The following is a 23,362-nucleotide window of genomic DNA, read 5'->3' on the forward strand; positions in this document are numbered from 1 at the left end:
TTTTAGAAGAAAAATATTTTAAGCAGGGGCTTCCCGGACGGCGCGAAAGTTGTTAAATTCCCGTCCACACGTAGCAAGTGCTACAGGGGCGTCGCCAAGCGGTAAGGCAGCAGGTTTTGATCCTGCCATGCGTTGGTTCAAATCCAGCCGCCCCTGCCATCTTCAAGAAACGCCAGATCCTATCGGGTCTGGCGTTTTTTTATGCCCGTCACTTTCTTCCAGGCGACATACCTCAGACTGCCTTTGCACCCTGCATTTGTTGGTCTGCATGGTAAGACGAACGCACCAGCGGGCCGGAGGCGACGTTCTTGAAGCCCATTTTTGCGCCTTCCTCGGCGAACCAGGCGAACACGTCCGGGTGCACAAAACGCTGGACCGGCAAATGGCTGCGCGACGGCTGCAGGTACTGGCCGAGCGTGAGCATGTCGACGTCGTGCTCACGCATTCGCTGCATGACCTCGATCACTTCCTCGTCGGTTTCACCAAGGCCGAGCATCAGGCCGGACTTGGTCGGGACGGACGGGACCAGTAACTTGAAGGTCTGCAACAGGTCCAGCGACCACTCGAAATCCGAACCCGGCCGCGCGGCTTTGTACAGCCGTGGCACGGTCTCCAGGTTGTGGTTGAACACATCCGGCGGCTCCGTCGCGGTGATCGCCAGCGCAACGTCCATGCGCCCCCGGTAATCCGGGACCAGGGTTTCCAGTTGCACGCCCGGCGACAGCTTGCGGATCTCGCGCAGGCAGTCGACGAAGTGCTGGGCGCCGCCGTCGCGCAGGTCGTCGCGATCCACGGAGGTGATCACCACGTACTTCAGACGCAGGTCGGCGATGGCCACGGCGAGGTTCATCGGCTCATCGGCGTCCAGCGGTTTTGGCCGACCGTGGCCGACATCGCAGAACGGGCAACGGCGGGTGCAGATGTCGCCCATGATCATGAAGGTCGCGGTGCCACCGGAAAAACATTCGCCGAGGTTGGGGCACGAAGCTTCTTCGCAGACGCTGTGAAGCTTGTGTTTGCGCAGCAATTGTTTGATCCGGTCGACCTCGGGAGAGATCGGCATGCGCACGCGGATCCAGTCGGGTTTGCGCGGGAACTCATCGGTCGGGATGATCTTGACCGGGATCCGCGCGACCTTTTGCGCACCGCGCAGTTTGACGCCGACTTGCATTTTGGCCGGGGCGGGGTTGGTTGATTCCACAATGGGGTTCATGAGTATTTTCTTTCTTCGGAAGGCAGAGGCGAGCCCACACACAGTCCAATGTGGGAGCAAGCTCGCTCCCACAGGGATTACGGGGTGGCTGATCAGTCGCGGTAGACCGGGAAGTCGCTGCACATGGCGGCGGCTTGGCTGGCGACTTGCGCCTCGACATCGGCATCACCGAGGTGATCAAGCAAGTCACAGATCCATCCCGCCAACTCGATACTTTGCGCTTCCTTGAAACCACGGCTGGTGATCGCCGGCGTGCCAATGCGCAACCCCGACGTCACGAATGGCGACTGCGGGTCATTGGGCACGGCGTTCTTGTTCACCGTGATCCCGGCTCGACCGAGGGCGGCGTCGGCGTCTTTGCCGGTCAGGCCCTGACGGATCAGGCTGACCAGGAACAGGTGGTTGTCGGTGCCGCCAGACACCACGTCAAACCCACGGTCGATAAACACCTTGGCCATGGCCTGGGCATTGCGAATCACCTGCGCCTGATAGGTTTTGAAACCGGGCTCCAGCGCTTCCTTGAAGCACACCGCTTTGGCTGCGATCACGTGCATCAGCGGGCCGCCCTGGCCGCCGGGGAACACCGCGGCGTTGAGCTTTTTCTCCAGTTCCGGATTGGCCTTGGCGAGGATCAGGCCGCCACGCGGACCGCGCAGGGTTTTGTGCGTGGTGGTGGTGACGACGTCGGCGAAGGGGAGCGGGTTAGGGTACAGACCGGTCGCCACCAGCCCGGCGACGTGGGCCATGTCGACGAACAGGTATGCGCCGACCTTGTCGGCAATCTCGCGGAAACGCGGGAAGTCGAGGGTCTTGGAGTAAGCCGAGAAACCGGCAACGATCATCTTTGGCTTGCACTCGACGGCCAGGCGCTCGACTTCGTCGTAATCGATCAGCCCGGTTTTAGTGTCGATGCCGTACTGCACGGCGTTATACAGCTTGCCCGAGGAAGACACTTTGGCGCCATGGGTCAGGTGGCCACCGTGGGCCAGGCTCATGCCGAGAATGGTGTCTCCAGGCTGGATCAGGGCCAGATACACAGCACTGTTGGCCGAAGAGCCGGAGTGCGGCTGGACGTTGGCGTAGTCGGCACCGAACAATTGTTTGGCGCGATCAATCGCCAGTTGCTCGACCACGTCAACGTGTTCGCAGCCGCCGTAATAACGCTTGCCCGGATAGCCTTCGGCGTACTTGTTGGTCAGGCCGCTGCCTTGCGCTTCCATCACCCGTTGACTGGTGTAGTTCTCGGAGGCGATCAACTCGATGTGGTGTTCCTGCCGTGCGTCTTCGGCATTCATCGCTGCCAGCAGTTCGTCGTCGTAGCCTTTGATCTGATCGTGTTTGCTGAACATGGTGGTGTCCTGTGTGGTAAGCGGGAAGGGGTTCAGGCTTCGGCGGATTCCTGGGTCAGGCGCGCGTAGGCGTCCTGATCCAGCAGTTGGTAAATGGCTGCAGCGTCGGCCGGTTTGAAACGAAAGAACCAGCCTTCGCCCAGTGAGTCTTCGTTGACCCGTTCCGGTGAGGATTCCAGCGTCGCGTTGACTTCGACCACTTCGCCGTCCAGCGGCATGCCGATGTTGCTGGCCGCTTTCACCGACTCCAGCACCGCCACTTCATCACCGGCGCCAAACGTCCCCAGTTCCGGCACTTGCACGAACACCACATCGCCCAAAGCCTGCTGCGCGTACGGCGTGATGCCAACGGTGACCAGGCCATCACGCTCAAGCCGCAGCCATTCGTGATCGACGGTAAAACGCAATTCGCTCATACCCACTCCTCATTGTTCAGACCCATCCGCTGCTGGTGGCGGATGACGTTTACAGGCTCGTGCGGGGGCAGCGAGCGTGGTTGCAGGGAGTGATAGCAAGGGGGGTGCCAATGTTTGTTATTTGTATTAAATCAATGGCTTATAGTTATTTGTTGAGAGGCAAAGGGTGTTGCCTGTATTGAAATCAATACGGGCAACAGGCGTGTAGCGAGCAGGGCAAGAAAACACGGGGTGGAAGGGCTGTGTCTTGAATTCGATACGCTGTATCGATTTGCAAACAGTCCGCATCGACAGCACATAGCCCCCTGTAGGAGGTGGGCAGGGTTTCAGGGCTTGGCGGGAATGCCGTATTTGCGCAGGCGAATGGCGATGGCGCTGTGGGAGGTTTGCAGGCGGGCGGCGAGCAGGCGGCTGGACGGGTAGCTGCGGTAGAGCTGCTCCAGCAGGTGCTTTTCAAACCCTTCGACAGCTTCTTCCAGGCTGCCAACTTCACCGTCGTTCTGGCGCTCCACCGCCGTCCTGGCGATGTCCAGATCGTCGATGTCTACCAGCGGGTTTTCGCAAATGGCCGCCGCGCGGAAAATCACGTTTTGCAGCTGGCGCACATTGCCCGGCCAGCGGTTGCCGAGCAGGGCGGCAAAGGTGCTCGGGGCCAGACGGCAGACCGGGCGCTGGATCTGCGCGCAGGCCTGTTGCATGAAGTGATTGGCCATCAGCAGGATGTCGTGGCCGCGTTCGCGCAGCGGCGGTACTTGCAGGTTGAGCACGTTGAGGCGGTAGAACAGGTCTTCGCGAAAGTGGCCTTCGCTGACCATTTTTTCCAGATCCCGGTGGGTTGCACTCAGCACCCGAACGTTGACCTTGACCTCGCGATCCCCCCCACCCGGCGGAAGCAGCCATCGCTCAAAAAGCGCAGCAACTTGGCTTGCAAGTAGGGCGACATCTCACCGACTTCATCAAGAAACACCGTGCCCTGATCCGCCAGTTCCAGCAGGCCGAGTTTGCCGCCGCGCTGGGCGCCGGTGAACGCGCCGGCGGCGTAGCCGAACAGTTCGCTTTCGGCGAGGCTCTCCGGAAGCGCCGCGCAGTTCAGGGCGAGAAATGGCGCCTCCCGACGTGTGCTGAGCGCGTGGCAGGCCCGTGCGACCAGCTCTTTGCCGGTGCCGGTTTCCCCCTGGATCAACAGCGGCGCATCGAGGGTGGCCACACGTTGGGCACGGGCCTTGAGCGTGCGGATCGCCGGGGACTCGCCCAGCAGCGCATCAAACCCTTCGGCATGGTCATGGTGCAGCGCCGACAGGCGTTCGCCGATGCGGCTCGGGTGATACAGGGTCAGCAGGGCGCCGGCGTCGGTGATTGGCATGGCGTCCAGCAGTAACGTCTGGCCGCCCAGGCTGACCTCGTGCATGGGCAGGCGGAAGTGGTGTTCGATCAACGTGTGTTGCAGGGACGGATCATCAAACAATGCCGTCAGCGATTCACCAGCCGGTTCGCGCCCACACAATGCAATCAGCGCCGGGTTGGCCAGCAGCACGACACCGCGATCATCCACGGCCAAAACGGCGTCAGTGCTGGCCGCGAGCAAGGCATCGAGTTGCAAGCTGCGGCGCTGCCCCGGAAGGATGTCGACCATCGTCACCGCTTGCACGCCCTGCACCCCGAGAAAGGCCTCGCGCAACTCTTCCAGCACCTCGGCACCGAGGGTCGGCGCATCGATGTAAACGTTCGGCGGCACCATCTCGACGGCGTCCAGATTGAACCGGCGCCCACCGAGCAGGGCCAGCACTTCCTGGGTGATGCCGACGCGGTCGATGAAGGTGACGTGGATGCGCATAACGGGCCTGCAAGGGTGGTGAGCGGGGTGGTGGCGTCAATGAGTATGCCGGGCACTGCGTGGCTGTGGCGAGCGCAGATCAGCCATTGGCGGTTTTACGCGAGCTGGCCGCCAGGTCCTCCAGGAAGGCCTGGAGGATCGGTGGCGGGGCCGTGCCGCGTCGGGTAATCACGTCAAACGGCGACACCAGTTGCAGGCTGTTCGGCGCCAGTTGGTGCATCTCCCCGGTCTTGATCCACTGCGCGGCGAAATGCGCTGGCAGAAAGCCCAGGTAGGCCCCGGAGATCAGCAAAATCGCCAGCGCCTCGATATTGTCCACGGTCGCGGCGGCTTTGCTGACACCCAAATGTTCGAGGTCGTATTGCTGCATGTAGCCGCGTACGACAATGCGGCTCGCGGCGATTTCTTCGAGCAGTTCGTCGCCTTCGGCCTTGTTGCCATACAGCGGATGCCTGCGCCCGCAATACAAGCCCAAGGCCTCTTGATACAGCGGTGTGTGCAGCAACCCCGGTACATGGATCGGGAAGTGCCCGATGGCCAGGTGCAGGCGACCGTCGAGCACCCGTTCTTCGAGTTCGGCGGGGGTGCCGACGTAGACGTTGAGGTGCACGTCATGCCCCCGGGACACGAAGCGCTGAGTGGTGCGTGGCAGTGGCGAATCGGGGTCGGTGATGGTGGTGTCGATAATTCCCAGGTTGAGTTTGCCGCTGATGTGCTGCTTGAGCACGTCGGCGTCCATGCAGAAATTTTCCACCGCCGACAGCAGGCGTTGGGTGGCTTCATGTATCGCCACGCCTTGCTCGGTCAGGCGAAACCCGCTGCGCCCGCGTTGGCAGAGTTTGACCCCGAGCCGGGTTTCCAGATGAGTCATCTGTTCGCTGATCGTCGACTGACCGGCGTTCAACGCGGCCTGCGCGGCGGAAAAGCCCCCGCACCGCACAATCGTGGCAAACACCCTGAGCAATTTCAGATCGACATCGTGTAGCTGAATCACCTTGGACCTCCCGCACGTGGATGCATCGGTAATGCCGATATGAGTATCTGATGTTTAGCATTTTTTCCACGAAAACCTGCGCCCATAGTCATTCCAACGGCGGTCGCCTTGCAGTCCGCCCAGCCGATAACAAAAAGTGGAGAGGCTTGAAATGTCGAATAACGGTTATGAATCCGGTCGCCTGAACCTGCCATTCGTAGGTCATTGCACCTTTGGCAAATCCCCGGTGTGCACCGATTGGGACGCGCTGGATGCCGACGTCGCGGTGCTCGGCGTGCCCAATGACATGGGCACCCAGTGGCGCTCCGGCGCACGCTTCGGACCACGCGGGATTCGCGAAGCATCGACGCTGTTTTCCTTCGGCCACGCCGGCGCTTACGACCACGAAGACGACGTGATGTACCTGACCGCCGCCGACGTGCGCATGGTCGACGTCGGTGACGCCGACATCGTGCACACCGATATGGTCACCAGTAACGAAAACACCGAATACGCTGTGCGCAAAATCCTCGATGCCGGCGTCATGCCGGTGGTGCTCGGCGGCGACCACTCGGTGCACGCGCCGGTGATCAAGGCTTTCGAGGGCCGCGGCCCGATCCACATCATCCACTTCGATGCGCACCTGGATTTCGTCGACGAACGGCACGGTGTGCGCTACGGCCACGGCAACCCGCTGCGCCGCGCCTCGGAAATGAACCACATTGTCGGCATGACCCAGATGGGCATTCGCAACGTCTCGTCGTCCAACCGCGATGACTACGAAGCGGCCCACGCCGCCGGTTCGAAAATCCTCTCGGTGAGGGATGTCCGCCGCCTCGGCGTCGAAGGAGTGCTGGCGCTGATCCCGCAGAACATCAACTACTACATCACCATCGACATCGACGGTTTCGACCCGTCCATCGCCCCCGGCACCGGCACCCCGAGCCACGGCGGTTTCCTCTACTACGAAGTGCTGGAAATCATCCAGGCCCTGGCCAAGCGCAGCAAAGGCAACATTGTCGGCATGGACCTGGTGGAGGTTGCACCGGTGTATGACCCGAGCGGTATGACCTCGATTCTGGCGGCGCAACTGCTGCTTAACAGTATCGGTTTCATCTTCCATGAACGGGCTCAGGCGAAGCACGCCGTGAGCGCAACCACCACCGAATCGGCGTGAACTGACCGCCGCACAGAGGGCATGAAAAATGGACGCGAGTGTTAAGCAGTACCTGCAGAAATTCGGTGTCTGCGAAGCGACCCAGACCTTCCTCAGCAAGGTGCAGAAAATGTTCATCGGTGGCGCCTTTGTCGAGGCCAGCGACGGACAGACCTCCGACGTCATCGAGCCGTCGACCGAAGGCCTGATCACACGCATTCCGATGGGCACCACCGAGGATCTGGACCGCGCCGTGCAAGCCGCTCGCGCACAGTTCGACGGTGGCGCCTGGAGCCAGGCCAAACCGGTGGAACGCGAGCGTTTGATGCAACGCCTGGCGGACCTGATCGAGCAGAATGCGGCAGAACTGGCGGAAATCGAATCGATCGACATGGGCAAGTCGGTCGCGTTTGCCAAGGACGTCGATATCCAGGGCACCGTCGATACCTTGCGTTATTTCGCCGGGTGGGCGACCAAGCTGCACGGACGCACCGTCGAGCCTTCGCTGCCGGGCAACTATCTGGCGTATACGCGCAAGGAAGCGGTGGGGGTGGTCGGCGCTATCGTGCCGTGGAACTTCCCGCTGCAAACCATGGCCTGGAAGCTCGGCGCCGCCCTGGCCACCGGTTGCACCGTGGTGGTCAAACCCGCTGAACTGACCTCGCTGTCAGCCCTGCGTTTTGCCGAACTGGTGCAGGAAGCCGGGATTCCCGACGGCGTGATCAATATTGTCTCGGGACGCGGCAGCGTGGTCGGCGCGGCCATGGCCACGCACCCCGGCATCGATAAATTGACCTTTACCGGCTCGACCCCGGTCGGCCGTACCGTCGGGCGTGCGGCGCTGGACGAAATGAAGCGACTAACCCTGGAACTGGGAGGAAAATCACCGGTAATCGTGTTGGCCGATGCGGACATCCCCGCGGCCGCGCAAGCGGTCGCCAACGGTGTGTTTTTCAACTCGGGCCAGGTGTGCGACGCCGGTACACGCGCCTATATTCATCGCAGTGTCTACGACGAATTTTTGCGTGAGCTGATCGCCTACACCCGCACCCTGAAGATTGCACCGGGTCTGGATCCCGACTGTTTCATTGGCCCGCTGGTCTCGGCCCTGCAAAAGCAGCGGGTCACCGAGTACATCGAAACCGGCAAGCAGGAAGGCGCCGAACTGGTCTACGGCGGCCAGCCCGTCGATGGCCCAGGCTTCTTCGTCGAGCCGACCATCTTCGCCCATTGCCGCAACGACATGCGCATTGTCCAGGAAGAGATTTTTGGTCCGGTGCTGGTCACCGCACCGTTCGACGATGAGGAAGAGGCGCTGGCCCTGGCCAATGACTCGGTGTACGGCCTGGCCGCCGCGCTGTACTCCAACGACCTGGGCAAGGTGCACAGCCTGATCCCACGGTTGAAGGCCGGTTCGGTCTACGTCAACGCCCACGGCACCCTCGATCCGTCGATGCCGTTCGGTGGCTACAAACAGTCCGGTTTCGGCAAGGACCTGGGCGCCGAGCAGCTCGATTACCTGCTCGAGACAAAGGCCGTCTGGATCACGTTGCCTTAAGCACGCGGCACCCGTGGAGAGGGAGCAAGCTCCCTCGCCTCAAGGTGCTCATCGCAAGGAATGCAGTTCCGTCATGATCTTCCAACAATAAGAGTCCATCATGAACACTGACGCCAAAGCCGCTCCTAGCGTGTCGCTTCTCGACGACAAACCGATCGTCGAAAGCCATTCGATCGACTTCATCCCGGAACACGAACGCACCGACAAACTGGCGAGCCAAGGCCCGTTCTGGTTCCTCGGCAATTTCACTTTCTTCACCATGACCATCGGCTTCGTCGGCCCAAGCGTCGGCCTGACCGCGCTCTGGACCACACTCGCCGGCACGCTGGGCATCATGTTCGGCACACTGTTCATGGCGTTCCATGGTTCACAGGGCCCGCACCTGGGCTTGCCGCAAATGATCCAGTCGCGGGCGCAGTTCGGCTATCGCGGTGTGATCCTCGTGTTGCTGGCGACGCTGTTTGTGTTTGCCGGGTTCAACATCGTCAACTTGGTGTTGATGATGCAGGGTTTGCACACGCTATTCGGCTTTCATCCCTGGGCGATTGCGGTGGCGGTGACGATACCGGCGGCAGTCCTGGCGATCCTCGGTCATGACTGGATGCACCGCAGCTTCAAATGGGCGTTGTACCTGTCGATTCCGCTGTACGGCCTGGTGACGCTGGCGGTGCTGATGGGCTGGGTACCGGATGCCGCGATGCCGGTACTGGCTGCGGGAGAAGTCGCGCCAGCGCCGTTGGGCTTCAACTGGACCGGGTTCATCGCCCAGTTCGCGGCGGCGGCCAGTTACAACATCGCTTACGCCCCGTACGTGTCCGACTATTCCCGTTACCTGCCGAAGAACACCTCCAGCGGCAAGCTGATTGCCGTGGTGTTTCTTGGCGCCTCGTTGTCCGGCGCATGGATGATTTCGGTGGGTGGCTGGTTGGCGGATCACCTGCATTCCACGGACGTGCTGGTCGCCCTCGGTCAGGTCGGCAACGTCGTCTCGCCACTGATCGGCACCGCGGTGGTGGTGATCACGATCCTGGCGTTCCTGCCGGTGATCGCGATGAACATCTACAGCGCGAAACTGACCACGTTGACCTGCGTCGACTCCATCAAGCACATCGAACCAACCCGCAAGGCCCGCATCCTGGCGATTGGTTTTGTGATCCTGCTGCAACTCGGCGTGGCGCTGAGCATCCAGAGTTCGGGCAAAGGCTTGTCGGTGCTGGGGATCTACCTGGTGGTGATGCTGTACTTCCTCGTGCCCTGGACCTCGGTCAACCTGACGGACTACTTCTTCGTGCGCAAGGGCCGCTACGCCATCCCGCACTTCTTCATGCCCCACGGCAACATCTACGGCAGCTGGGGCCTGCGTGGCATCGCCGCGTACGCCATCGGTTTCGTGTCGATGATTCCGTTCTTCTACATCTACGACGGCGTCGAGCAGCGCGAGGTCTATGTCGGCCCCCTCGCCAAAGCCCTGGGCAGCATCGACATCGCCTGGCTGGTCGGGCTGATCGTTTCGGGGCTGGTGTACTACTGGTTCAGCCGCTCGATTGATCTCAAGCGTGAAGAAACCGTGATCCAGCACATCGAGAAAACCTCTCCGCAATACACCACTGGCGACTCGCTGACCCATCGCCCGTCCCCAGTGTTCAACGAATCGACGGCCGGGAGATAACCATGGCTACGCAAAAATACGACTACATCATCATTGGCGCCGGCTCCGCGGGTTGTGTGTTGGCCAACCGCTTGAGCGAGGATCCTGCGACTTCGGTGTTGGTGCTGGAATTCGGTGGCAGCGACCGCAGTGTGGTGATCCAGATGCCGAGCGCCTTCTCGATCCCGATGAACACCAAGAAATACAACTGGCGCTACGAAACCGAGCCAGAGCCGTTCCTCAACGGGCGGCGCATCCACTGTCCACGCGGCAAGGTGCTGGGCGGTTCTTCGTCGATCAACGGCCTGGTCTACATCCGTGGCCACGCCTACGACTTCGATGAGTGGGAATCCCTCGGTGCCCAGGGCTGGGGCTACCGCAATTGCCTGCCGTACTTCAAACGGGCAGAACATTACGAGGAGGGTGGCGACGGCTATCGCGGCGGCACCGGGCCGCTGCACACCACCAACGGCAACCACATGAAAAACCCGCTGTATGGGGCGTGGGTCGAAGCCGGTGCCGAAGCCGGTTACATCAAGACCGAAGACTGCAACGGCTACATGCAGGAAGGGTTCGGCGCCATGCACATGACGGTGAAAAACGGCGTACGCTGCTCCACGGCCAACGCCTATTTGCGCCCGGCCATGGGCCGTCCGAACCTGACGGTGATCACCCACGCGATGACCCGCCAGATCCTCCTTGAAGGCAAACGGGCGGTGGGCGTCATGTACGACCACGATGGCCAGACGCACCAGGTTTACTGCCACCGCGAAGTGCTGATTTCTTCCGGCCCCATCGGTTCGCCGCACCTGCTGCAACGCTCCGGTATCGGTCCGGCCGAGGTCCTGCGCAAAGCCGGGATCGGCGTGCGCCATGACCTGCCGGGGGTAGGGGAGAACCTGCAGGATCACGCCGAGGTGTACATCCAGTTCGGCTGCAAGGAACCGGTGACCCTCAACAGCAAAATGGACCCGCTGAGCAAACTGATGATCGGTCTGCGCTGGCTGCTGTTCAAGGACGGGCTCGGCGCCACCAACCATTTTGAGGCCGGAGGTTTCATTCGCTCGGACAAGGGCCTGCGCTGGCCGGACATCCAGTTCCATTTTCTGCCCGCCGCCATGCGTTACGACGGCAACAAACCGATCAAGGGCCACGGCTTCATGGTGCTCACCGGGCCGAACAAACCCAAGAGCCGCGGCTACGTGCGCGCCCGTTCGGCGGACCCGTACGAGCACCCGCAGATCCAGTTCAACTACCTGCAACGGGAAGAAGACCGCGAAGGCTTCCGCCGCTGCATCCGCCTGACCCGGGAGATCATCGGCCAGAAAGCCATGGACCGTTTCCGCGACGGCGAAATCGCCCCCGGCCCGCGGGTGAACAGCGATGAAGAGCTGGACGCCTTCGTGCGGGAAAACCTCGAAAGCACCTACCATCCGTGCGGCTCGTGCCGCATGGGCGAGGACGACATGGCGGTGGTGGATTCCGAGTTGCGTGTGCATGGCATCGCCGGATTGCGCGTGATCGACTCGTCGGTGTTCCCGACCGAGCCGAACGGCAACCTCAACGCGCCGACCATCATGCTCGCCGAGCGCGCCAGCGATCTGGTGCGCGGACGCAACATGCTGCCAGCCTCGGATGCACCGGTTGGCTTGGTGGAGAATTGGGAAAACAGCCAGCGCTCGACGTTGCCGGGGCGTAACGTCCGGGTTTAATGCCCTGGTTTTTTGCTCAACAACAGCCAGGTCGACGCCGAGTCGATCTGGCTTTTTGTATTTTTCAGGCGGGTTTTAGCGGTAACGGCCTTGTCTTGCAGCGTCTCCTATACTGATCCGCGTTGGCAGGTTCAACACCGATCCTGAATGCCGTTGGAGGCGCACCCAGCACTCCGACGGTTTTCCCTACGACCCCACAGTAAGGAGAACGAACATGGCAATCCGCATTGGCGACGAGGCACCGGACTTTACCGTCGAGAGCACCGAAGGCACGCTGCATTTCCACGAATGGATTGGCGACAAGTGGGCCATCCTGTTTTCGCACCCCAAGGACTTCACCCCGGTGTGCACCACCGAACTGGGCTATATGGCCGGGCTAAAGCCTGAGTTCGACAAGCGCAACACCAAGATCGTCGGCCTCAGCGTCGACCCGGTCAGCAACCATGCAAGCTGGGCCAAGGACATCGAAGAAACCCAGGGGCACGCGGTCAACTACCCGATGATCGGTGACGAAAACCTGGTGGTGGCGAAGCTCTACGACATGATCCACCCGAATGCCAGTGGCGGCACCCGCACCGCCGCCGACAACGCCACCGTGCGTTCGGTGTTCATCATTGGCCCGGACAAAAAGGTCAAGGCCATGCTCATCTACCCGATGAGTGCCGGGCGCAACTTCGATGAAGTACTGCGTCTGCTCGATTCCCTGCAATTGAACGCCAAGCACACCGTCGCCACGCCGGTGAACTGGCGTCCGGGCGAAGACGTGATCATCCCGACATCGGTGTCCGATGAAGATGCGCGGAAAAAATACCCGGACGGTTTCAAAACCATCAAACCGTACTTGCGCACTGTGGCGCAGCCCAAGTAATCCAACCTTCGAGGGATCCCGAAATGGACGTAAAAGCCCTGCGCGCCGACGCCAGCCACCTCGACAAGGTGGCGCGCCTCTTCGACGCCTACCGAGGCTTTTACGGCCAGCCCTCGAACCCGACCCAGTCCCGGGACTTCATCGCCGAACGCATTGCCCGGGACGAATCGGTGATTTTCCTCGCCGAAGACGCCGCGGGCCACGCGTTGGGTTTCGTGCAGTTGTACCCGACGTTTTCCTCCATCGACGCCCACCGCACCTGGTTGCTCAGCGACCTGTTCACCACCCCCGAGGCCCGCGGGCTAGGGGTGGGAACGTTGCTGATGAACACCGCCCGTGCCTTTGCGGTGTTGAGCGGTGCCAAGGGCATGGTGCTGGAAACCGCCACCGACAATGTGGGTGCGCAGCGGTTGTATGAGTCGTTGGGGTATGTGCGTGATGGGGGGTATTACACGTATTGCCTTGATTTGAAGCAGGGTTGAGAAGGGTGGTGGTCATGCACCTCCACCCACATCACGGCAACGCCCACGCCTCACGAAACTGCTCGTACTGCGCCTCCGGCATCTGCACCAGCAATGGCGACTCGCGAGGGTCGAGCCACTTGAGCAACGCAGCAATATCTTCCTGATCCATGGCCGTACAGCCCGCTGTGGGTGACGCAGGGCCGCGCCAGATGTGGAAGAAAATGCACGAACCCGAACCCGCTGTGGCCGGGGTGTTGTGCTCGATGAAAATGCCTTGGCGATAACCCTCTTCGTTACGCATGTGTTCCGAGCTGCTCCAGTCTGTAGCCGTCGCTGCGCCGTCGACCAGTTTGTTGTAGTGACTGGATTGGCTGTCATCCACGCATTCGGTGGTCGGTGTCAGCGCGAGGTAAGGCAAGTGGGTGTCGACCGTAGCGTCGAAACCAAACGCCGTGCCCAGTTTGAAGACTCCCGCCGGTGCTTTTCCATCGCCTTCGCGTTTGATCGGGCCTTCAACATCACCCACACTGCTCACGCCTTTGCCCCAGCCCATGCCGTTTTTGCCGACCACGACGGGAAAGGCATCGCCGTATTTTCGAAAGGTTTTCCCGTCACGTTCATAGCGCTGCGCGGTGCCCTGAATGTCATCCCAGTTTTTGCTGGTGACCACAATCAACTGACCACTGCTGCCGACCGTGTCGCTGGCGCTCATCGGTGTGATCGGGAAATCCATCACGTCCTTCGGCGCGGCCTCGCCACTGAATGTGAAATGCCACCATTCCTTCGAATACCCGGCAAACCCTTCTTTCTCCATGGCACTGCTCAGACGTTGACGGTTGTCCTTGGCGGTGGCGTTGATCGTCGGGTTGGCGGTATGCGCGCGCTCGTCGAAGCAATCGAAACCGGTGCCCATATCCAGGGCGCCGTCGTGCCAGCGCTGGTCATAGGGCGCGGTGCAATCGACTTGCGTCGCCGTCGGGGTCCAGGTGTCGGCGGGCAGCGCATCCGGGCCGATCAGCGTCAGGTCTACGGTTGAGCCCTTGGAGTGTCCCGACACCCGCGCCACATAGCCCAAACGCCAGAAGTCCTGCTTGTCCACGCGCGGATAGAACTCGGCCTTGCGCGGGTCACCCGGTTCTGTCGCGAAGCGCCCCATGTCGGCGACGGCGCGGCTGGGTCGATAGCAGTCGAACACCTTCAAACCGTAGCCTTGAGTGCGCAATTCCGCCTGGACCCGGGCGAGGGCCTTGGCGGTGTCGACGGACAACAGGCATTCGGCCGCGTCATAACCTTCGAGCCGGTGCCCGGTGAAATTGTGGGCACTGGCGTAGCGCATGTCCTGTTCGATGCTCGGGTCGATGGTGCGCAAATACACCATGTTTTCAGGCCTTGATTCAGCATTGGCCATGCCGCAAATGACAAGGCTTATCAGTAGCGCTAAAACGCGATTTCGCACTCTTGTTGCCTTCATACAAATTAAATAAATATGTAACAAAATTTCACCATTGGGCAGGCAAGGTAACGGGGCAGCGTGTCAACGATGTCACGGGCCTCAAGGACTTATCAATGGTGCCGGGCATGAAGTTGAATCGGGCTTCGAATAATAATGAGGTGCTATGACTGTTCTGGTTACCGGCGCTGCCGGTTTTATTGGCTATCACACGGTTAAACGGCTGTGCCAGCAAGGTCTTGATGTCGTCGGTATCGATAACCTCAACGACTACTACAGCGTAGAACTCAAACAGGCACGGCTCAAAGAGTTGGAGTCGTTGCCGGGTTTTCGCTTCCAGCGACTGGATATTGTTGATAAAGCGGCCCTGATGGGGCTGTTTCAGGAGCATCGATTCACCGAGGTCGTGCATCTGGCCGCCCAGGCCGGCGTTCGCTATTCGCTGGACAATCCCGACGTCTACGCGCAATCGAACCTGGTGGGGTTTGTGAATGTGCTGGAAGCCTGCCGGCACCATCGCCCGGAGCATTTGATCTACGCGTCGAGCAGCTCGGTGTATGGCACCAACAGCAAAATGCCGTTCAGTGTCGAAGACGCCGTCGAGCATCCGGTTTCGCTATATGCCGCCAGCAAGCGCGCCAATGAACTGCTCGCGCACAGCTATTGCCATCTCTACGGAATCCGCGCCAGTGGCCTACGGTTTTTCACCGTTTACGGGCCCTGGGGGCGGCCGGACATGGCGCTGTTCAAGTTCACCCGAGCGATGCTCAACGACGAACCGATCGACATCTATAACCACGGCGAGATGGCGCGGGACTTCACCTACATCGATGACATCGTCGAAAGCATCGTGCGCCTGCGGCCCAAACCGCCGTTGGCGGACAGTGCCGGCGAAGGCATCAATCGAATTTTCAACATCGGACGGGGCGAACCCATGCCGTTGCTGGCGTTCGTCGAGTGTCTGGAAAACGTGCTGGGCATCAAGGCGCGGCGCAACTATTTGCCGCTGCAAGCGGGCGATGTGATCAAGACCTGGGCCGATGTGTCGGCGTTGGCGGATTGGGTCGACTTCCGCCCGCAAATGACGGTCGAGACCGGTGTGGCGGAGTTTGTGAAGTGGTATCGGCACTTTTATCAGCGATGAAGCGTTCACCCTTGAGAACAACCATTAGCGGGGGGAGAACCCTATGAGCCAAGACATTTTCGTATCGGTACTGATTCCGGCGAAAAACGAAACCAATAACCTCAAGCCCTTGATTGAGGAAATCCGTGTGGCGTTGGCGGATGAAGCGTACGAAATCATCGTCGTCGACGATGGCAGCACCGATGCCACCCTGCACGAACTGCAACAGATCAAAAACAGCGGTTTGAGCACGCTGCGCATTCTGTGCCATGAGCGTTCGCTGGGCCAAAGCACCTCGCTTTACCATGCCGCGCTCGCCGCGCGCGGGCAGTGGCTGGCGACGCTCGATGGTGACGGCCAGAACGACCCGGCGGACATCCCCGGCATGTTGCAACTGGTGCGGGGCGGTCACGGTCCGGTCGATGTTCAACTGGTGGCCGGTCACCGGGTTAATCGCCGCGACACCGCCAGTAAACGCTGGGCCTCGCGCTTCGCCAACGGACTGCGCCGGCGCATGCTCAACGATGCCACGCCGGACACCGGTTGCGGGTTGAAGCTGATCGAGCGGGCGGCATTTCTGCGCTTGCCGTACTTCGACCATATGCACCGGTTTCTGCCCGCGCTGATCCAGCGTCACAACGGCCGCATGATCGTCCACCCGGTCAACCATCGTCCGCGTACCGCCGGGGTGTCCAAGTACGGCAACCTCGACCGGGCTCTGGTGGGCATTCTTGATCTGTTCGGGGTCTGGTGGCTGATCAAACGCACGCGCTTGAACACCAAGGCGCAGGAGATCGAAGGATGAGCCTCTCCCGCGAAGCCCTGTGGCTGGCGGTCGGTTTCATTGGCCAGATCGCCTTCACCGGCCGCTTTGTCCTGCAATGGTTGTACAGCGAATACCAGAAGCGCAGCGTGATCCCGACGAGTTTCTGGTACTTGAGCATCGTCGGCAGCACGTTGCTGCTCGCGTACGCCATTTACCGCCAGGACCCTGTGTTTATCGCCGGTCAGGCATTTGGCTCGATCGTCTACCTGCGCAATTTGCAACTGATTGCCAAAAGCACCCCCGCTAAGGAATGAGTCATGCGTAGAACGCTATCGCCCGGCGTCGAGTGCCTGGGCTTGATGTTGCTGGCCCTGCTGCTGATCGGCGCCGGGTTGGGGCTGCGTCAGCCGCAGAATGTCGACGAGGAACGATTCCTTGGCGTCGCTTTGGAGATGTTGCACAACAACGCGTGGCTGATTCCGCACCGGGCGGCAGAGATCTACGGCGACAAGCCGCCGATTTTCATGTGGACCGTGGCGTTCTTCACTTGGCTGACCGGGAAGCCTGCGATTGCCCTTTATATTCCGGGCCTGTTGTCCGGTGTGACAGTCACCGCAGTGGTTTACGACCTTGGCCGACGCCTGTGGAACCAGCGCATCGGCCGGATCGCGGCCCTGTTGTACCTGGCCACCTATCAAACCTACAGCATCTTGCAGACCGGCCAGATCGACAGCTTTTTGGTGCTGTTTACCTCGGTCGGCCTCTACGGTCTCACGCGTCATTTGTTGCTTGGCCCGGCCTGGCGCTGGTTTTACATCGGCTGCGCGGCCATGGGCGTGGGCGTAATCACCAAGGGGGTCGGGTTTGTCCCGGCGCTGATGTTGATTCCGTATGCCTATGCGGTGCGCAAAGACTGGCCTGGCGTGGTGGCGATGCCGGGGGAGGCGCGCAAGTGGTGGCTGGGACTGGCGGTGATGTTGGGCGCCACGGCGATCTGGTTGCTGCCCCTGGCGTTGTCCATCGTGCTCAATGGCGGCGCCGAGGAAATCGCCTATGCCAAGGAAATATTGCTGCGTCAAACCGCAGGGCGATATGCCGCGGCCTGGGACCATCGTGAACCGTTCTGGTACTTCTTCGTTTACGTGATCCCGCAATACTGGCTGCCGCTGGTGCTGGCGTTGCCGTGGCTGGTGCCGGCGTGGCGTCGGCAGTTGCAAAAGCATGACGGCCGGGTGTTGGTGCTGCTGGGGTGGGTCCTGCTGGTGGTGCTGTTTTTCTGCATCAGCAGCGGCAAGCGCAAGTTGTACATCTACCCGGCGCTTCCAGGGTTGGTGTTGGTGGCGGCACCGCTGATTCCCTGGCTGCTCAAACGCTGGTTCAGCCAGCGCCCACGCGGTCGTCAGGTGTTCCAGGTGGTGGCGGTGATCTGGTTTGCGCTGTGGTTCGCCCGTGGTTTCATCGAACCGGTCAGGGACGGTGCCAACCCGCATAACGCGATCATGGCGCAGGCCGCGACCATGACCGGTGGCGCAGAACTGGTGCTGGTCGACTGGCGTGAGGGTCACTGGTTGTACGCCCGGCAGCCGATTGTGCATTTCGGCATGGCCGGCTCCTCCATCGAGCAAGCCGCACAATGGCTGCGCGACCATCCCAAGGCGTACGCGCTGGTCCCCGACGAGGAGCTGGAGAAGTGTTTCAATCCCCAGACCGCCCGTGAGTTGGGCGAAACCTCGCGTGCCCAGTGGTCGATTGTGGGGGCCGACGCGGATAACGGTAAATGTCATCCGTTGCCGCCCGTCAACGTCTATCACTTCACCTGGAACGAGCGGGTCAATGACTTGAAGGCGGCGCTGCGCTAAAAAAAACCACATGGGCTCGGGGCTGATCCCGGCCCATTGAGTCCGAATGCGGTTATTAGGTGCAGATAAGGCAAACTGCTGGCCCCGCTGGCGCAAAACAGTCGCCAAAATCACTTTATTTTCAGGTGGTTAGGCGGAATGCAATTGCGCAATGTAGCGATCACGATGATCTCGTTTACCCTGGCGAGCATGGCCGGCGCGGCCCAGGCCAGGGAGTTGGTGGCCAATGACCGATATATGTGCGACTGGGGCGCGGGGACGGCGGCCAGGGCCCAGGAGCTGAAGTTGTCCGGGGTGTCGCTGTATGCCGCTCGCAAGAAGATTCAGACCTACAAATTCAACAAACCGTGGATGCACATGATGGCCATGGGCATTACCGAGCAGACCTACGACAGTCCGTCGCGGTTCAAACCGGCTGCGGTGCGGCAGAGCTTTTATGAAGAGTGCATTCGGTACAAGCTGGCGCGCAAGTAATGCGATCCTGTGGCGAGGGCGCTTTTGTGGCGAGGGAGCTTGCTCCCGCTGGGCTGCGAAGCGGCCCCAAAAAACGGGACAGCTGCGCTGTCCAGCGGGAGCAAGCTCCCTCGCCACAGGTTGATAGTGCCGAACCTTTTATGGCGTTACTTCAAACACTGCGCCCCGGCCTTGGCCACTTGCGCATCCTGTTCGGCCTTGACCCCGGACACGCCGATCGCGCCGATCACCTGGCCGTCGTAAACAATCGGCACGCCACCTTCAAGGGACGTCAGCAACGGCGCCGATAAAAAGGCGAAGCGTCCGCCGTTGACCATGTCTTCATAACCTTTCGACTCACGCCGGCCCAAGGCCGAGGTGCGGGCTTTTTCAGTGGCGATGTAGGCGCTGCTGGCCGCACACCCGTCGAGGCGTTCGAGCGCCAGGGGATGGCCACCGTCATCGACAATCACAATGGTTACGGCCCATTGATTGTTCTGTGCTTCGGTGCGGGCGGCGGTGAGGATCTGGCTGACTTCGGCCTGACTCAGTATGGCTTTACGCTTCATGGCGATTGCTCCAGAGGGTGATCAGGGCAGGGCGGCTTCCACCAGTTCAATCCAGTGCCGGACCGGGGTTCGACCCGCGCCGTCGAGGTGGGACTGACAGCCGATATTGGCGGTGACAATGATTTCGGGATGCCCGCTCTCCAGCGCATTGAGCTTGTTGTCGCGCAGTTGCCGGGACAGTTCCGGTTGAGTCAGCGAATAGGTGCCCGCCGAGCCGCAGCACAAATGGCCGTCAGGTACGGGCGTGAGGTTAAAACCCAGACGTGTCAGCAGCGCCTCAACCGCGCCGCCCAGTTTTTGCGCGTGCTGCAAGGTGCAGGGGCAATGGAACGCCAGGCGCTGGTCGCTGTGGATACCGAGGGTTTCCAGCGGTTCATCGCGCAGCACTTCGACCAGGTCCCTGGCCAGTGCGCTGACCTTTTGCGCCTTCTCGGCATAGGCCGGATCGCTGCGCAGCAAATGACCATAGTCCTTGATGAACGCACCGCAACCGCTGGCGGTTTGCACAATCGCTTCGGCACCGTTTTCAATCGCCGGCCACCACGCATCGATGTTGTGCCGTGCGCGATCAAGGCCGGCCACCTGGGCGTCGAGGTGATAATCGACGGCGCCGCAGCACCCGGCTTCGCGGGTGGGTATGACGCTGATACCGAGTCGATCCAGCACCCGCGCAGTGGCGGCGTTGGTGTTGGGCGACAGCCCCGGCTGCACGCAACCTTCGAGTATCAGCACTTGCCTGGCGTGGCGCACCGTCGGGCGTGGTTTGGCCGGGTACACACGGCGAGGCAACTTGGCTTGCAGGGTGTTCGGCAACAAGGCACGGAACACCTGGCCACCGCTCACCAGCGCTTTGAACAATCCCGGGTTGGGTACCACGCGGCGCAACCCTTCGCGCAATAAACGCTGCTCGAGCGGGCGCGGTACGGCGGCGTCCACCACTGCGCGTCCGATGTCGAGCAAGTTGTGGTAATCGACGCCGGACGGGCAGGTGGTTTCGCAGTTGCGGCACGACAGGCAACGATCCAGATGCTGCTGGGTTTTTTGCGTGACTTCGTTGCCTTCCAGCACCTGCTTGATCAGGTAGATGCGACCTCGCGGGCCATCCAGTTCATCGCCGAGCAATTGATAAGTCGGGCAGGTCGCATTGCAAAAACCGCAATGCACACAGGTGCGCAGAATGCGTTCGGCTTCTTCGGCGCGGGGCAGCTGGCGGGCCTGGTCGCTGAGCGTGGTTTGCATGGGTCAACACTCCGCGTACAGGCGACCGGGGTTGAAAATGCCCCGTGGGTCAAGTTGCTGCTTCAGGTTCTGGTGATAGCGCATCAGTGCAGCCGGCAGCGGTTGGAACGGGCTGTCGATCAGGCCATGGCTGTAGCAGGTCACATGCCCGCCGACCTCGCCGACGATCTTGCGAATGAACGAGGCTTGCGCCTCGGATTTGAGCCAGCGCTGTGCGCCGCCCCAATCGATCAGTTGAACGCCGGGCAAAGACAGTCGGGGTGTGTTGTGGGGCAGGGACAACCGCCAAAGGGGTTGGTCCTCATCAAAGAAACTCAGTCGATGTTCGTTGAGGTCCGCCCAATAGTTCGCGTCCAGCCGCTCGCCGCCCAATCGATCATGGGCCGCCGCCACCGAGCCTTCGCCCCCCTCAAGCCGCAGGTGCAGGCGTTGCCCGTCGTGGCACGCGGCGCTGATCGGCAAGGGCTGCTGGCCCCATTCCGCGAGGCGCAGCAGGGCGCGGTCACTGTCCATGTCCAGGCTGATGCTCAGGCATTGACGCGGTTTGGGCAGGACTTTGAGTGACACTTCAGTCACCACCCCCAGCGATCCGTAACTGCCGACCATCAGGCGCGACAGGTCGTAACCGGCGACGTTCTTCATGACTTCGCCTCCGAAGCGCAGATGCTTGCCATGCCCGGTGATCACCCGTGTGCCGAGGACAAAGTCCCTGACCGAGCCTGACCACGGGCGTCGAGGCCCCGACAAGCCGCAGGCAAGCATGCCGCCGACGGTGGCGCCTTCGCCGAAGGAGGGCGGTTCACACGGCAGCATCTGCTGTGCGTGGTCCAATACCTCAGCCAGTTCTGACAACGGTGTGCCGCAGCGGACGGTGATCACCAGTTCGGTCGGGTCATAGCTGACGATGCCCCGGTGGGTGCGCGTGTCGAGCACCTCACCGGCAACGATCCGTCCCAGGAATGCCTTGCTGTTGGAGCCCTGAATGCGCAACGGCGTGGCGTTTTGCAGCGCCTGGTTGACCTGCTCCAGCAGCGCGGCACTGTCATCCATGTCGTGTTCGCTACGCATCAGAAGCGCTCCAGATCAGGGAAGGGCAACTGCCCCATATGCACGTGCATCGCGCCAAACTCGGCGCAGCGGTGCAGGGTCGGAATGTTCTTGCCGGGGTTGAGCAAGCCGCCAGGATCGAAGGCCGCTTTGACCGCATGGAACACGGTCAGCTCATCGCTGTTGAACTGCGCGCACATCTGATTGATTTTCTCCCGCCCCACGCCGTGTTCGCCGGTGATGCTACCGCCGACCTTCACGCACAGCTCGAGGATCTTGCCGCCCAGGGTTTCGGCGCGGTCGAGCTCGCCCGGTTGATTGGCGTCGAACAGAATCAGCGGGTGCATGTTGCCGTCGCCGGCGTGGAACACGTTGGCCACCCGCAGGCCATATTCATCCGAGAGTGTCGCGATAGCCCGCAACACACCGGGCAGTTCGCGGCGCGGGATCGTGCCGTCCATGCAGTAGTAATCCGGCGACAGCCGTCCGACGGCCGGGAAGGCATTCTTGCGCCCGGCCCAGAACCGCACGCGCTCGGCTTCATCGCGGGCCTGGCGGACTTCGGTGGCGCCAGCCTGTTCCAGCACCTGGCGCACGCGGTCGCAATCATCATGGACATCGGCTTCAACGCCATCGAGTTCACAGAGCAAAATGGCTTCGGCGTCGACGGGGTAGCCGGCGTGGATGAAGTCCTCGGCGGCGCGAATCGCCAGGTTGTCCATCATCTCCAGGCCGCCGGGGATGATGCCGGCGGCAATGATGTCACCCACCGCGCGCCCGGCCTTTTCCACGGAATCGAAGGCGGCCAGCAGCACTTTGGCGGTTTGCGGTTTGGGCAGCAGTTTCACCGTGACTTCGGTGATGACCCCGAGCATGCCTTCGGAACCGGTGAACAAGGCCAGCAGGTCAAAACCGGGCGAGTCGAGCGCGTCGGAGCCCAGCGTCAGGTGTTCGCCCTCGACGGTCAGAATGTCGACTTTGAGCAGGTTGTGTACGGTCAGGCCGTATTTGAGGCAATGCACGCCACCGGCGTTTTCGGCGACGTTGCCGCCGATTGAGCAAGCAATCTGCGAGGAGGGATCCGGCGCGTAATACAAACCAAACGGCGCCGCGGCCTGGGAAATCGCCAGGTTGCGCACCCCCGGCTGAACCCGCGCGGTGCGGGCGGCGGGGTCTATGTGCAGGATGTTGTTGAAGCGCGCCATCACCAGCAGCACGCCTTTTTCCAGCGGCAGTGCACCGCCGGACAACCCGGTGCCGGCGCCACGGGCAACCACCGCGACGTGCCGCTCATGACAGACTTGAAGGATGCCCTGGACTTCGTCCAGGTGGCGCGGCAACACCACCAGCAGCGGCGTGGTGCGATACGCGGAGAGCCCGTCGCATTCATACGGTCTGAGTTCTTCTTGCTGATGCAGGATGTCCAGATCCGGCAAGCGCGCTCGTAACGCCTGGAGCAGGGCGGCTTTGTCGACCTCGGGCAAAACGCCGTCGACGCGTTCGTCGTAAAGAATGTTCATAGCCTGATCGCGACCCTCGGTTGTTTTTATTAGAGGTCAGGTTTCGATGATAGGTCCCTCGCCAACGTTAGCTCAGTTGCGAGCAGGAGCCGATTTGATTTTGACCCACTCAATAAGAAACCGGGCGTCTTCAAGACGCCCGGTT

General features: G+C 61.3%; 20 protein-coding genes, 1 tRNA gene and 1 pseudogene. 12 read left to right on the forward strand and 10 right to left on the reverse strand.

Annotated features, from left to right (window positions below; all coding sequences use genetic code 11):
• Nucleotides 1-84 precede the first annotated feature (84 nt).
• Nucleotides 85-159, forward strand: a tRNA-Gln gene (locus tag AB4N43_RS28195).
• A 73-nt stretch (nucleotides 160-232) separates the two neighbouring features.
• Here the strand turns inward: AB4N43_RS28195 and lipA are convergent.
• The 5 genes and pseudogenes from lipA to AB4N43_RS28220 form a co-directional block, all read right to left on the reverse strand.
• Entirely contained in the window at nucleotides 233-1,213 is a 981-nt protein-coding gene (lipA, locus tag AB4N43_RS28200; RefSeq protein ID WP_059182674.1) for a lipoyl synthase, read from the reverse strand.
• Between the two features lie 92 nt (nucleotides 1,214-1,305).
• A complete protein-coding gene (glyA, locus tag AB4N43_RS28205) occupies nucleotides 1,306-2,562 on the reverse strand; it encodes a serine hydroxymethyltransferase (RefSeq protein WP_027924759.1) in 1,257 nt (418 codons plus the stop codon).
• Nucleotides 2,563-2,594: 32 nt separating this feature from the next.
• Nucleotides 2,595-2,978, reverse strand: coding sequence for a glycine cleavage system protein GcvH (gcvH, locus tag AB4N43_RS28210; RefSeq protein WP_027924758.1), 384 nt, complete (start codon nucleotides 2,976-2,978; stop codon nucleotides 2,595-2,597).
• 326 nt (nucleotides 2,979-3,304) lie between these two features.
• Nucleotides 3,305-4,812: pseudogene (locus tag AB4N43_RS28215) on the reverse strand (sigma-54-dependent transcriptional regulator).
• Nucleotides 4,813-4,891: 79 nt separating this feature from the next.
• Nucleotides 4,892-5,806 carry a LysR family transcriptional regulator gene (locus AB4N43_RS28220; protein ID WP_027924756.1) on the reverse strand — a complete coding sequence of 305 codons (915 nt, stop codon included), beginning with the start codon at nucleotides 5,804-5,806 and terminating at the stop codon, nucleotides 4,892-4,894.
• Nucleotides 5,807-5,957: 151 nt separating this feature from the next.
• On the opposite strand from AB4N43_RS28220, the gene speB reads away from it, so the two are divergent.
• The 6 genes from speB (at nucleotide 5,958) to AB4N43_RS28250 (ending at nucleotide 13,209) form a co-directional block, all read left to right on the forward strand.
• Nucleotides 5,958-6,962 (forward strand): agmatinase, encoded by a 1,005-nt coding sequence (speB, locus tag AB4N43_RS28225; protein ID WP_027924755.1) that lies wholly within the window; start codon nucleotides 5,958-5,960, stop codon nucleotides 6,960-6,962.
• A 28-nt stretch (nucleotides 6,963-6,990) separates the two neighbouring features.
• Entirely contained in the window at nucleotides 6,991-8,499 is a 1,509-nt protein-coding gene (locus tag AB4N43_RS28230; protein WP_460152420.1) for an aldehyde dehydrogenase family protein, read from the forward strand.
• 100 nt (nucleotides 8,500-8,599) lie between these two features.
• Nucleotides 8,600-10,168: a purine-cytosine permease family protein gene (locus AB4N43_RS28235; protein WP_460152422.1), complete on the forward strand. Its 1,569-nt coding sequence runs from the start codon at nucleotides 8,600-8,602 to the stop codon at nucleotides 10,166-10,168.
• Nucleotides 10,169-10,170: 2 nt separating this feature from the next.
• Nucleotides 10,171-11,859, forward strand: a complete 1,689-nt coding sequence (gene betA / locus AB4N43_RS28240) for a choline dehydrogenase (protein WP_027924752.1) — start codon at nucleotides 10,171-10,173, stop codon at nucleotides 11,857-11,859.
• A gap of 214 nt (nucleotides 11,860-12,073) precedes the next feature.
• Nucleotides 12,074-12,727, forward strand: coding sequence for a peroxiredoxin (locus AB4N43_RS28245; protein ID WP_059182676.1), 654 nt, complete (start codon nucleotides 12,074-12,076; stop codon nucleotides 12,725-12,727).
• A 23-nt stretch (nucleotides 12,728-12,750) separates the two neighbouring features.
• A complete protein-coding gene (locus AB4N43_RS28250; protein ID WP_027924750.1) occupies nucleotides 12,751-13,209 on the forward strand; it encodes a GNAT family N-acetyltransferase in 459 nt (152 codons plus the stop codon).
• A 31-nt stretch (nucleotides 13,210-13,240) separates the two neighbouring features.
• Here AB4N43_RS28250 and AB4N43_RS28255 read toward each other — a convergent pair whose 3' ends face one another.
• A complete protein-coding gene (locus AB4N43_RS28255; RefSeq protein WP_460152424.1) occupies nucleotides 13,241-14,662 on the reverse strand; it encodes a M15 family metallopeptidase in 1,422 nt (473 codons plus the stop codon).
• A gap of 145 nt (nucleotides 14,663-14,807) precedes the next feature.
• On the opposite strand from AB4N43_RS28255, the gene AB4N43_RS28260 reads away from it, so the two are divergent.
• The 5 genes from AB4N43_RS28260 to AB4N43_RS28280 all read left to right on the forward strand — a co-directional run bounded on the left by AB4N43_RS28260 (nucleotide 14,808) and on the right by AB4N43_RS28280 (nucleotide 18,863).
• Entirely contained in the window at nucleotides 14,808-15,785 is a 978-nt protein-coding gene (locus AB4N43_RS28260; protein WP_059182678.1) for an NAD-dependent epimerase, read from the forward strand.
• Nucleotides 15,786-15,828: 43 nt separating this feature from the next.
• A complete protein-coding gene (locus tag AB4N43_RS28265) occupies nucleotides 15,829-16,569 on the forward strand; it encodes a glycosyltransferase (protein ID WP_059182679.1) in 741 nt (246 codons plus the stop codon).
• Nucleotides 16,566-16,844 (forward strand): lipid-A-disaccharide synthase N-terminal domain-containing protein, encoded by a 279-nt coding sequence (locus AB4N43_RS28270; protein ID WP_059182680.1) that lies wholly within the window; start codon nucleotides 16,566-16,568, stop codon nucleotides 16,842-16,844. The genes AB4N43_RS28265 and AB4N43_RS28270 overlap by 4 nt, the downstream gene beginning before the upstream one ends.
• A 3-nt stretch (nucleotides 16,845-16,847) precedes the next feature.
• Entirely contained in the window at nucleotides 16,848-18,389 is a 1,542-nt protein-coding gene (locus AB4N43_RS28275; protein WP_027924745.1) for an ArnT family glycosyltransferase, read from the forward strand.
• Nucleotides 18,390-18,533: 144 nt separating this feature from the next.
• On the forward strand, nucleotides 18,534-18,863 hold the full coding sequence (locus tag AB4N43_RS28280) for a hypothetical protein (protein ID WP_027924744.1): 330 nt from the start codon (nucleotides 18,534-18,536) through the stop codon (nucleotides 18,861-18,863).
• 146 nt (nucleotides 18,864-19,009) lie between these two features.
• Here the strand turns inward: AB4N43_RS28280 and AB4N43_RS28285 are convergent, their stop codons facing one another.
• From AB4N43_RS28285 to glcD, 4 genes are read right to left on the reverse strand one after another with little or no spacing between them, the layout of a single operon-like run.
• Complete coding sequence (locus AB4N43_RS28285) at nucleotides 19,010-19,411, reverse strand: heme-binding protein (protein WP_460152426.1); 402 nt, start codon at nucleotides 19,409-19,411, stop codon at nucleotides 19,010-19,012.
• Nucleotides 19,412-19,432: 21 nt separating this feature from the next.
• Nucleotides 19,433-20,650, reverse strand: a complete 1,218-nt coding sequence (glcF, locus tag AB4N43_RS28290; RefSeq protein WP_059182683.1) for a glycolate oxidase subunit GlcF — start codon at nucleotides 20,648-20,650, stop codon at nucleotides 19,433-19,435.
• A gap of 3 nt (nucleotides 20,651-20,653) precedes the next feature.
• Nucleotides 20,654-21,718 (reverse strand): glycolate oxidase subunit GlcE, encoded by a 1,065-nt coding sequence (glcE, locus tag AB4N43_RS28295; protein WP_027924741.1) that lies wholly within the window; start codon nucleotides 21,716-21,718, stop codon nucleotides 20,654-20,656.
• Complete coding sequence (gene glcD / locus AB4N43_RS28300) at nucleotides 21,718-23,217, reverse strand: glycolate oxidase subunit GlcD (protein WP_027924740.1); 1,500 nt, start codon at nucleotides 23,215-23,217, stop codon at nucleotides 21,718-21,720. Before glcD ends, glcE begins: the two co-directional genes overlap by 1 nt.
• Nucleotides 23,218-23,362 lie beyond the last annotated feature (145 nt).

This window comes from Pseudomonas sp. S2_B07 (assembly GCF_054668435.1).

Excerpts from the sequence above, each read along its gene's own strand:
- glcD (WP_027924740.1), bottom strand. The coding sequence starts at position 23,217 with ATGAACATTCTTTACGACGAACGCGTCGACGGCGTTTTGCCCGAGGTC.
- glcE (WP_027924741.1), bottom strand. The coding sequence starts at position 21,718 with ATGCGTAGCGAACACGACATGGATGACAGTGCCGCGCTGCTGGAGCAG.
- AB4N43_RS28285 (WP_460152426.1), bottom strand. The coding sequence starts at position 19,411 with ATGAAGCGTAAAGCCATACTGAGTCAGGCCGAAGTCAGCCAGATCCTC.
- AB4N43_RS28270 (WP_059182680.1), top strand. The coding sequence starts at position 16,566 with ATGAGCCTCTCCCGCGAAGCCCTGTGGCTGGCGGTCGGTTTCATTGGC.
- AB4N43_RS28235 (WP_460152422.1), top strand. The coding sequence starts at position 8,600 with ATGAACACTGACGCCAAAGCCGCTCCTAGCGTGTCGCTTCTCGACGAC.
- AB4N43_RS28245 (WP_059182676.1), top strand. The coding sequence starts at position 12,074 with ATGGCAATCCGCATTGGCGACGAGGCACCGGACTTTACCGTCGAGAGC.
- glcF (WP_059182683.1), bottom strand. The coding sequence starts at position 20,650 with ATGCAAACCACGCTCAGCGACCAGGCCCGCCAGCTGCCCCGCGCCGAA.
- betA (WP_027924752.1), top strand. The coding sequence starts at position 10,171 with ATGGCTACGCAAAAATACGACTACATCATCATTGGCGCCGGCTCCGCG.
- gcvH (WP_027924758.1), bottom strand. The coding sequence starts at position 2,978 with ATGAGCGAATTGCGTTTTACCGTCGATCACGAATGGCTGCGGCTTGAG.
- glyA (WP_027924759.1), bottom strand. The coding sequence starts at position 2,562 with ATGTTCAGCAAACACGATCAGATCAAAGGCTACGACGACGAACTGCTG.
- AB4N43_RS28250 (WP_027924750.1), top strand. The coding sequence starts at position 12,751 with ATGGACGTAAAAGCCCTGCGCGCCGACGCCAGCCACCTCGACAAGGTG.
- AB4N43_RS28230 (WP_460152420.1), top strand. The coding sequence starts at position 6,991 with ATGGACGCGAGTGTTAAGCAGTACCTGCAGAAATTCGGTGTCTGCGAA.
- lipA (WP_059182674.1), bottom strand. The coding sequence starts at position 1,213 with ATGAACCCCATTGTGGAATCAACCAACCCCGCCCCGGCCAAAATGCAA.
- AB4N43_RS28275 (WP_027924745.1), top strand. The coding sequence starts at position 16,848 with ATGCGTAGAACGCTATCGCCCGGCGTCGAGTGCCTGGGCTTGATGTTG.
- speB (WP_027924755.1), top strand. The coding sequence starts at position 5,958 with ATGTCGAATAACGGTTATGAATCCGGTCGCCTGAACCTGCCATTCGTA.
- AB4N43_RS28255 (WP_460152424.1), bottom strand. The coding sequence starts at position 14,662 with ATGAAGGCAACAAGAGTGCGAAATCGCGTTTTAGCGCTACTGATAAGC.
- AB4N43_RS28265 (WP_059182679.1), top strand. The coding sequence starts at position 15,829 with ATGAGCCAAGACATTTTCGTATCGGTACTGATTCCGGCGAAAAACGAA.
- AB4N43_RS28260 (WP_059182678.1), top strand. The coding sequence starts at position 14,808 with ATGACTGTTCTGGTTACCGGCGCTGCCGGTTTTATTGGCTATCACACG.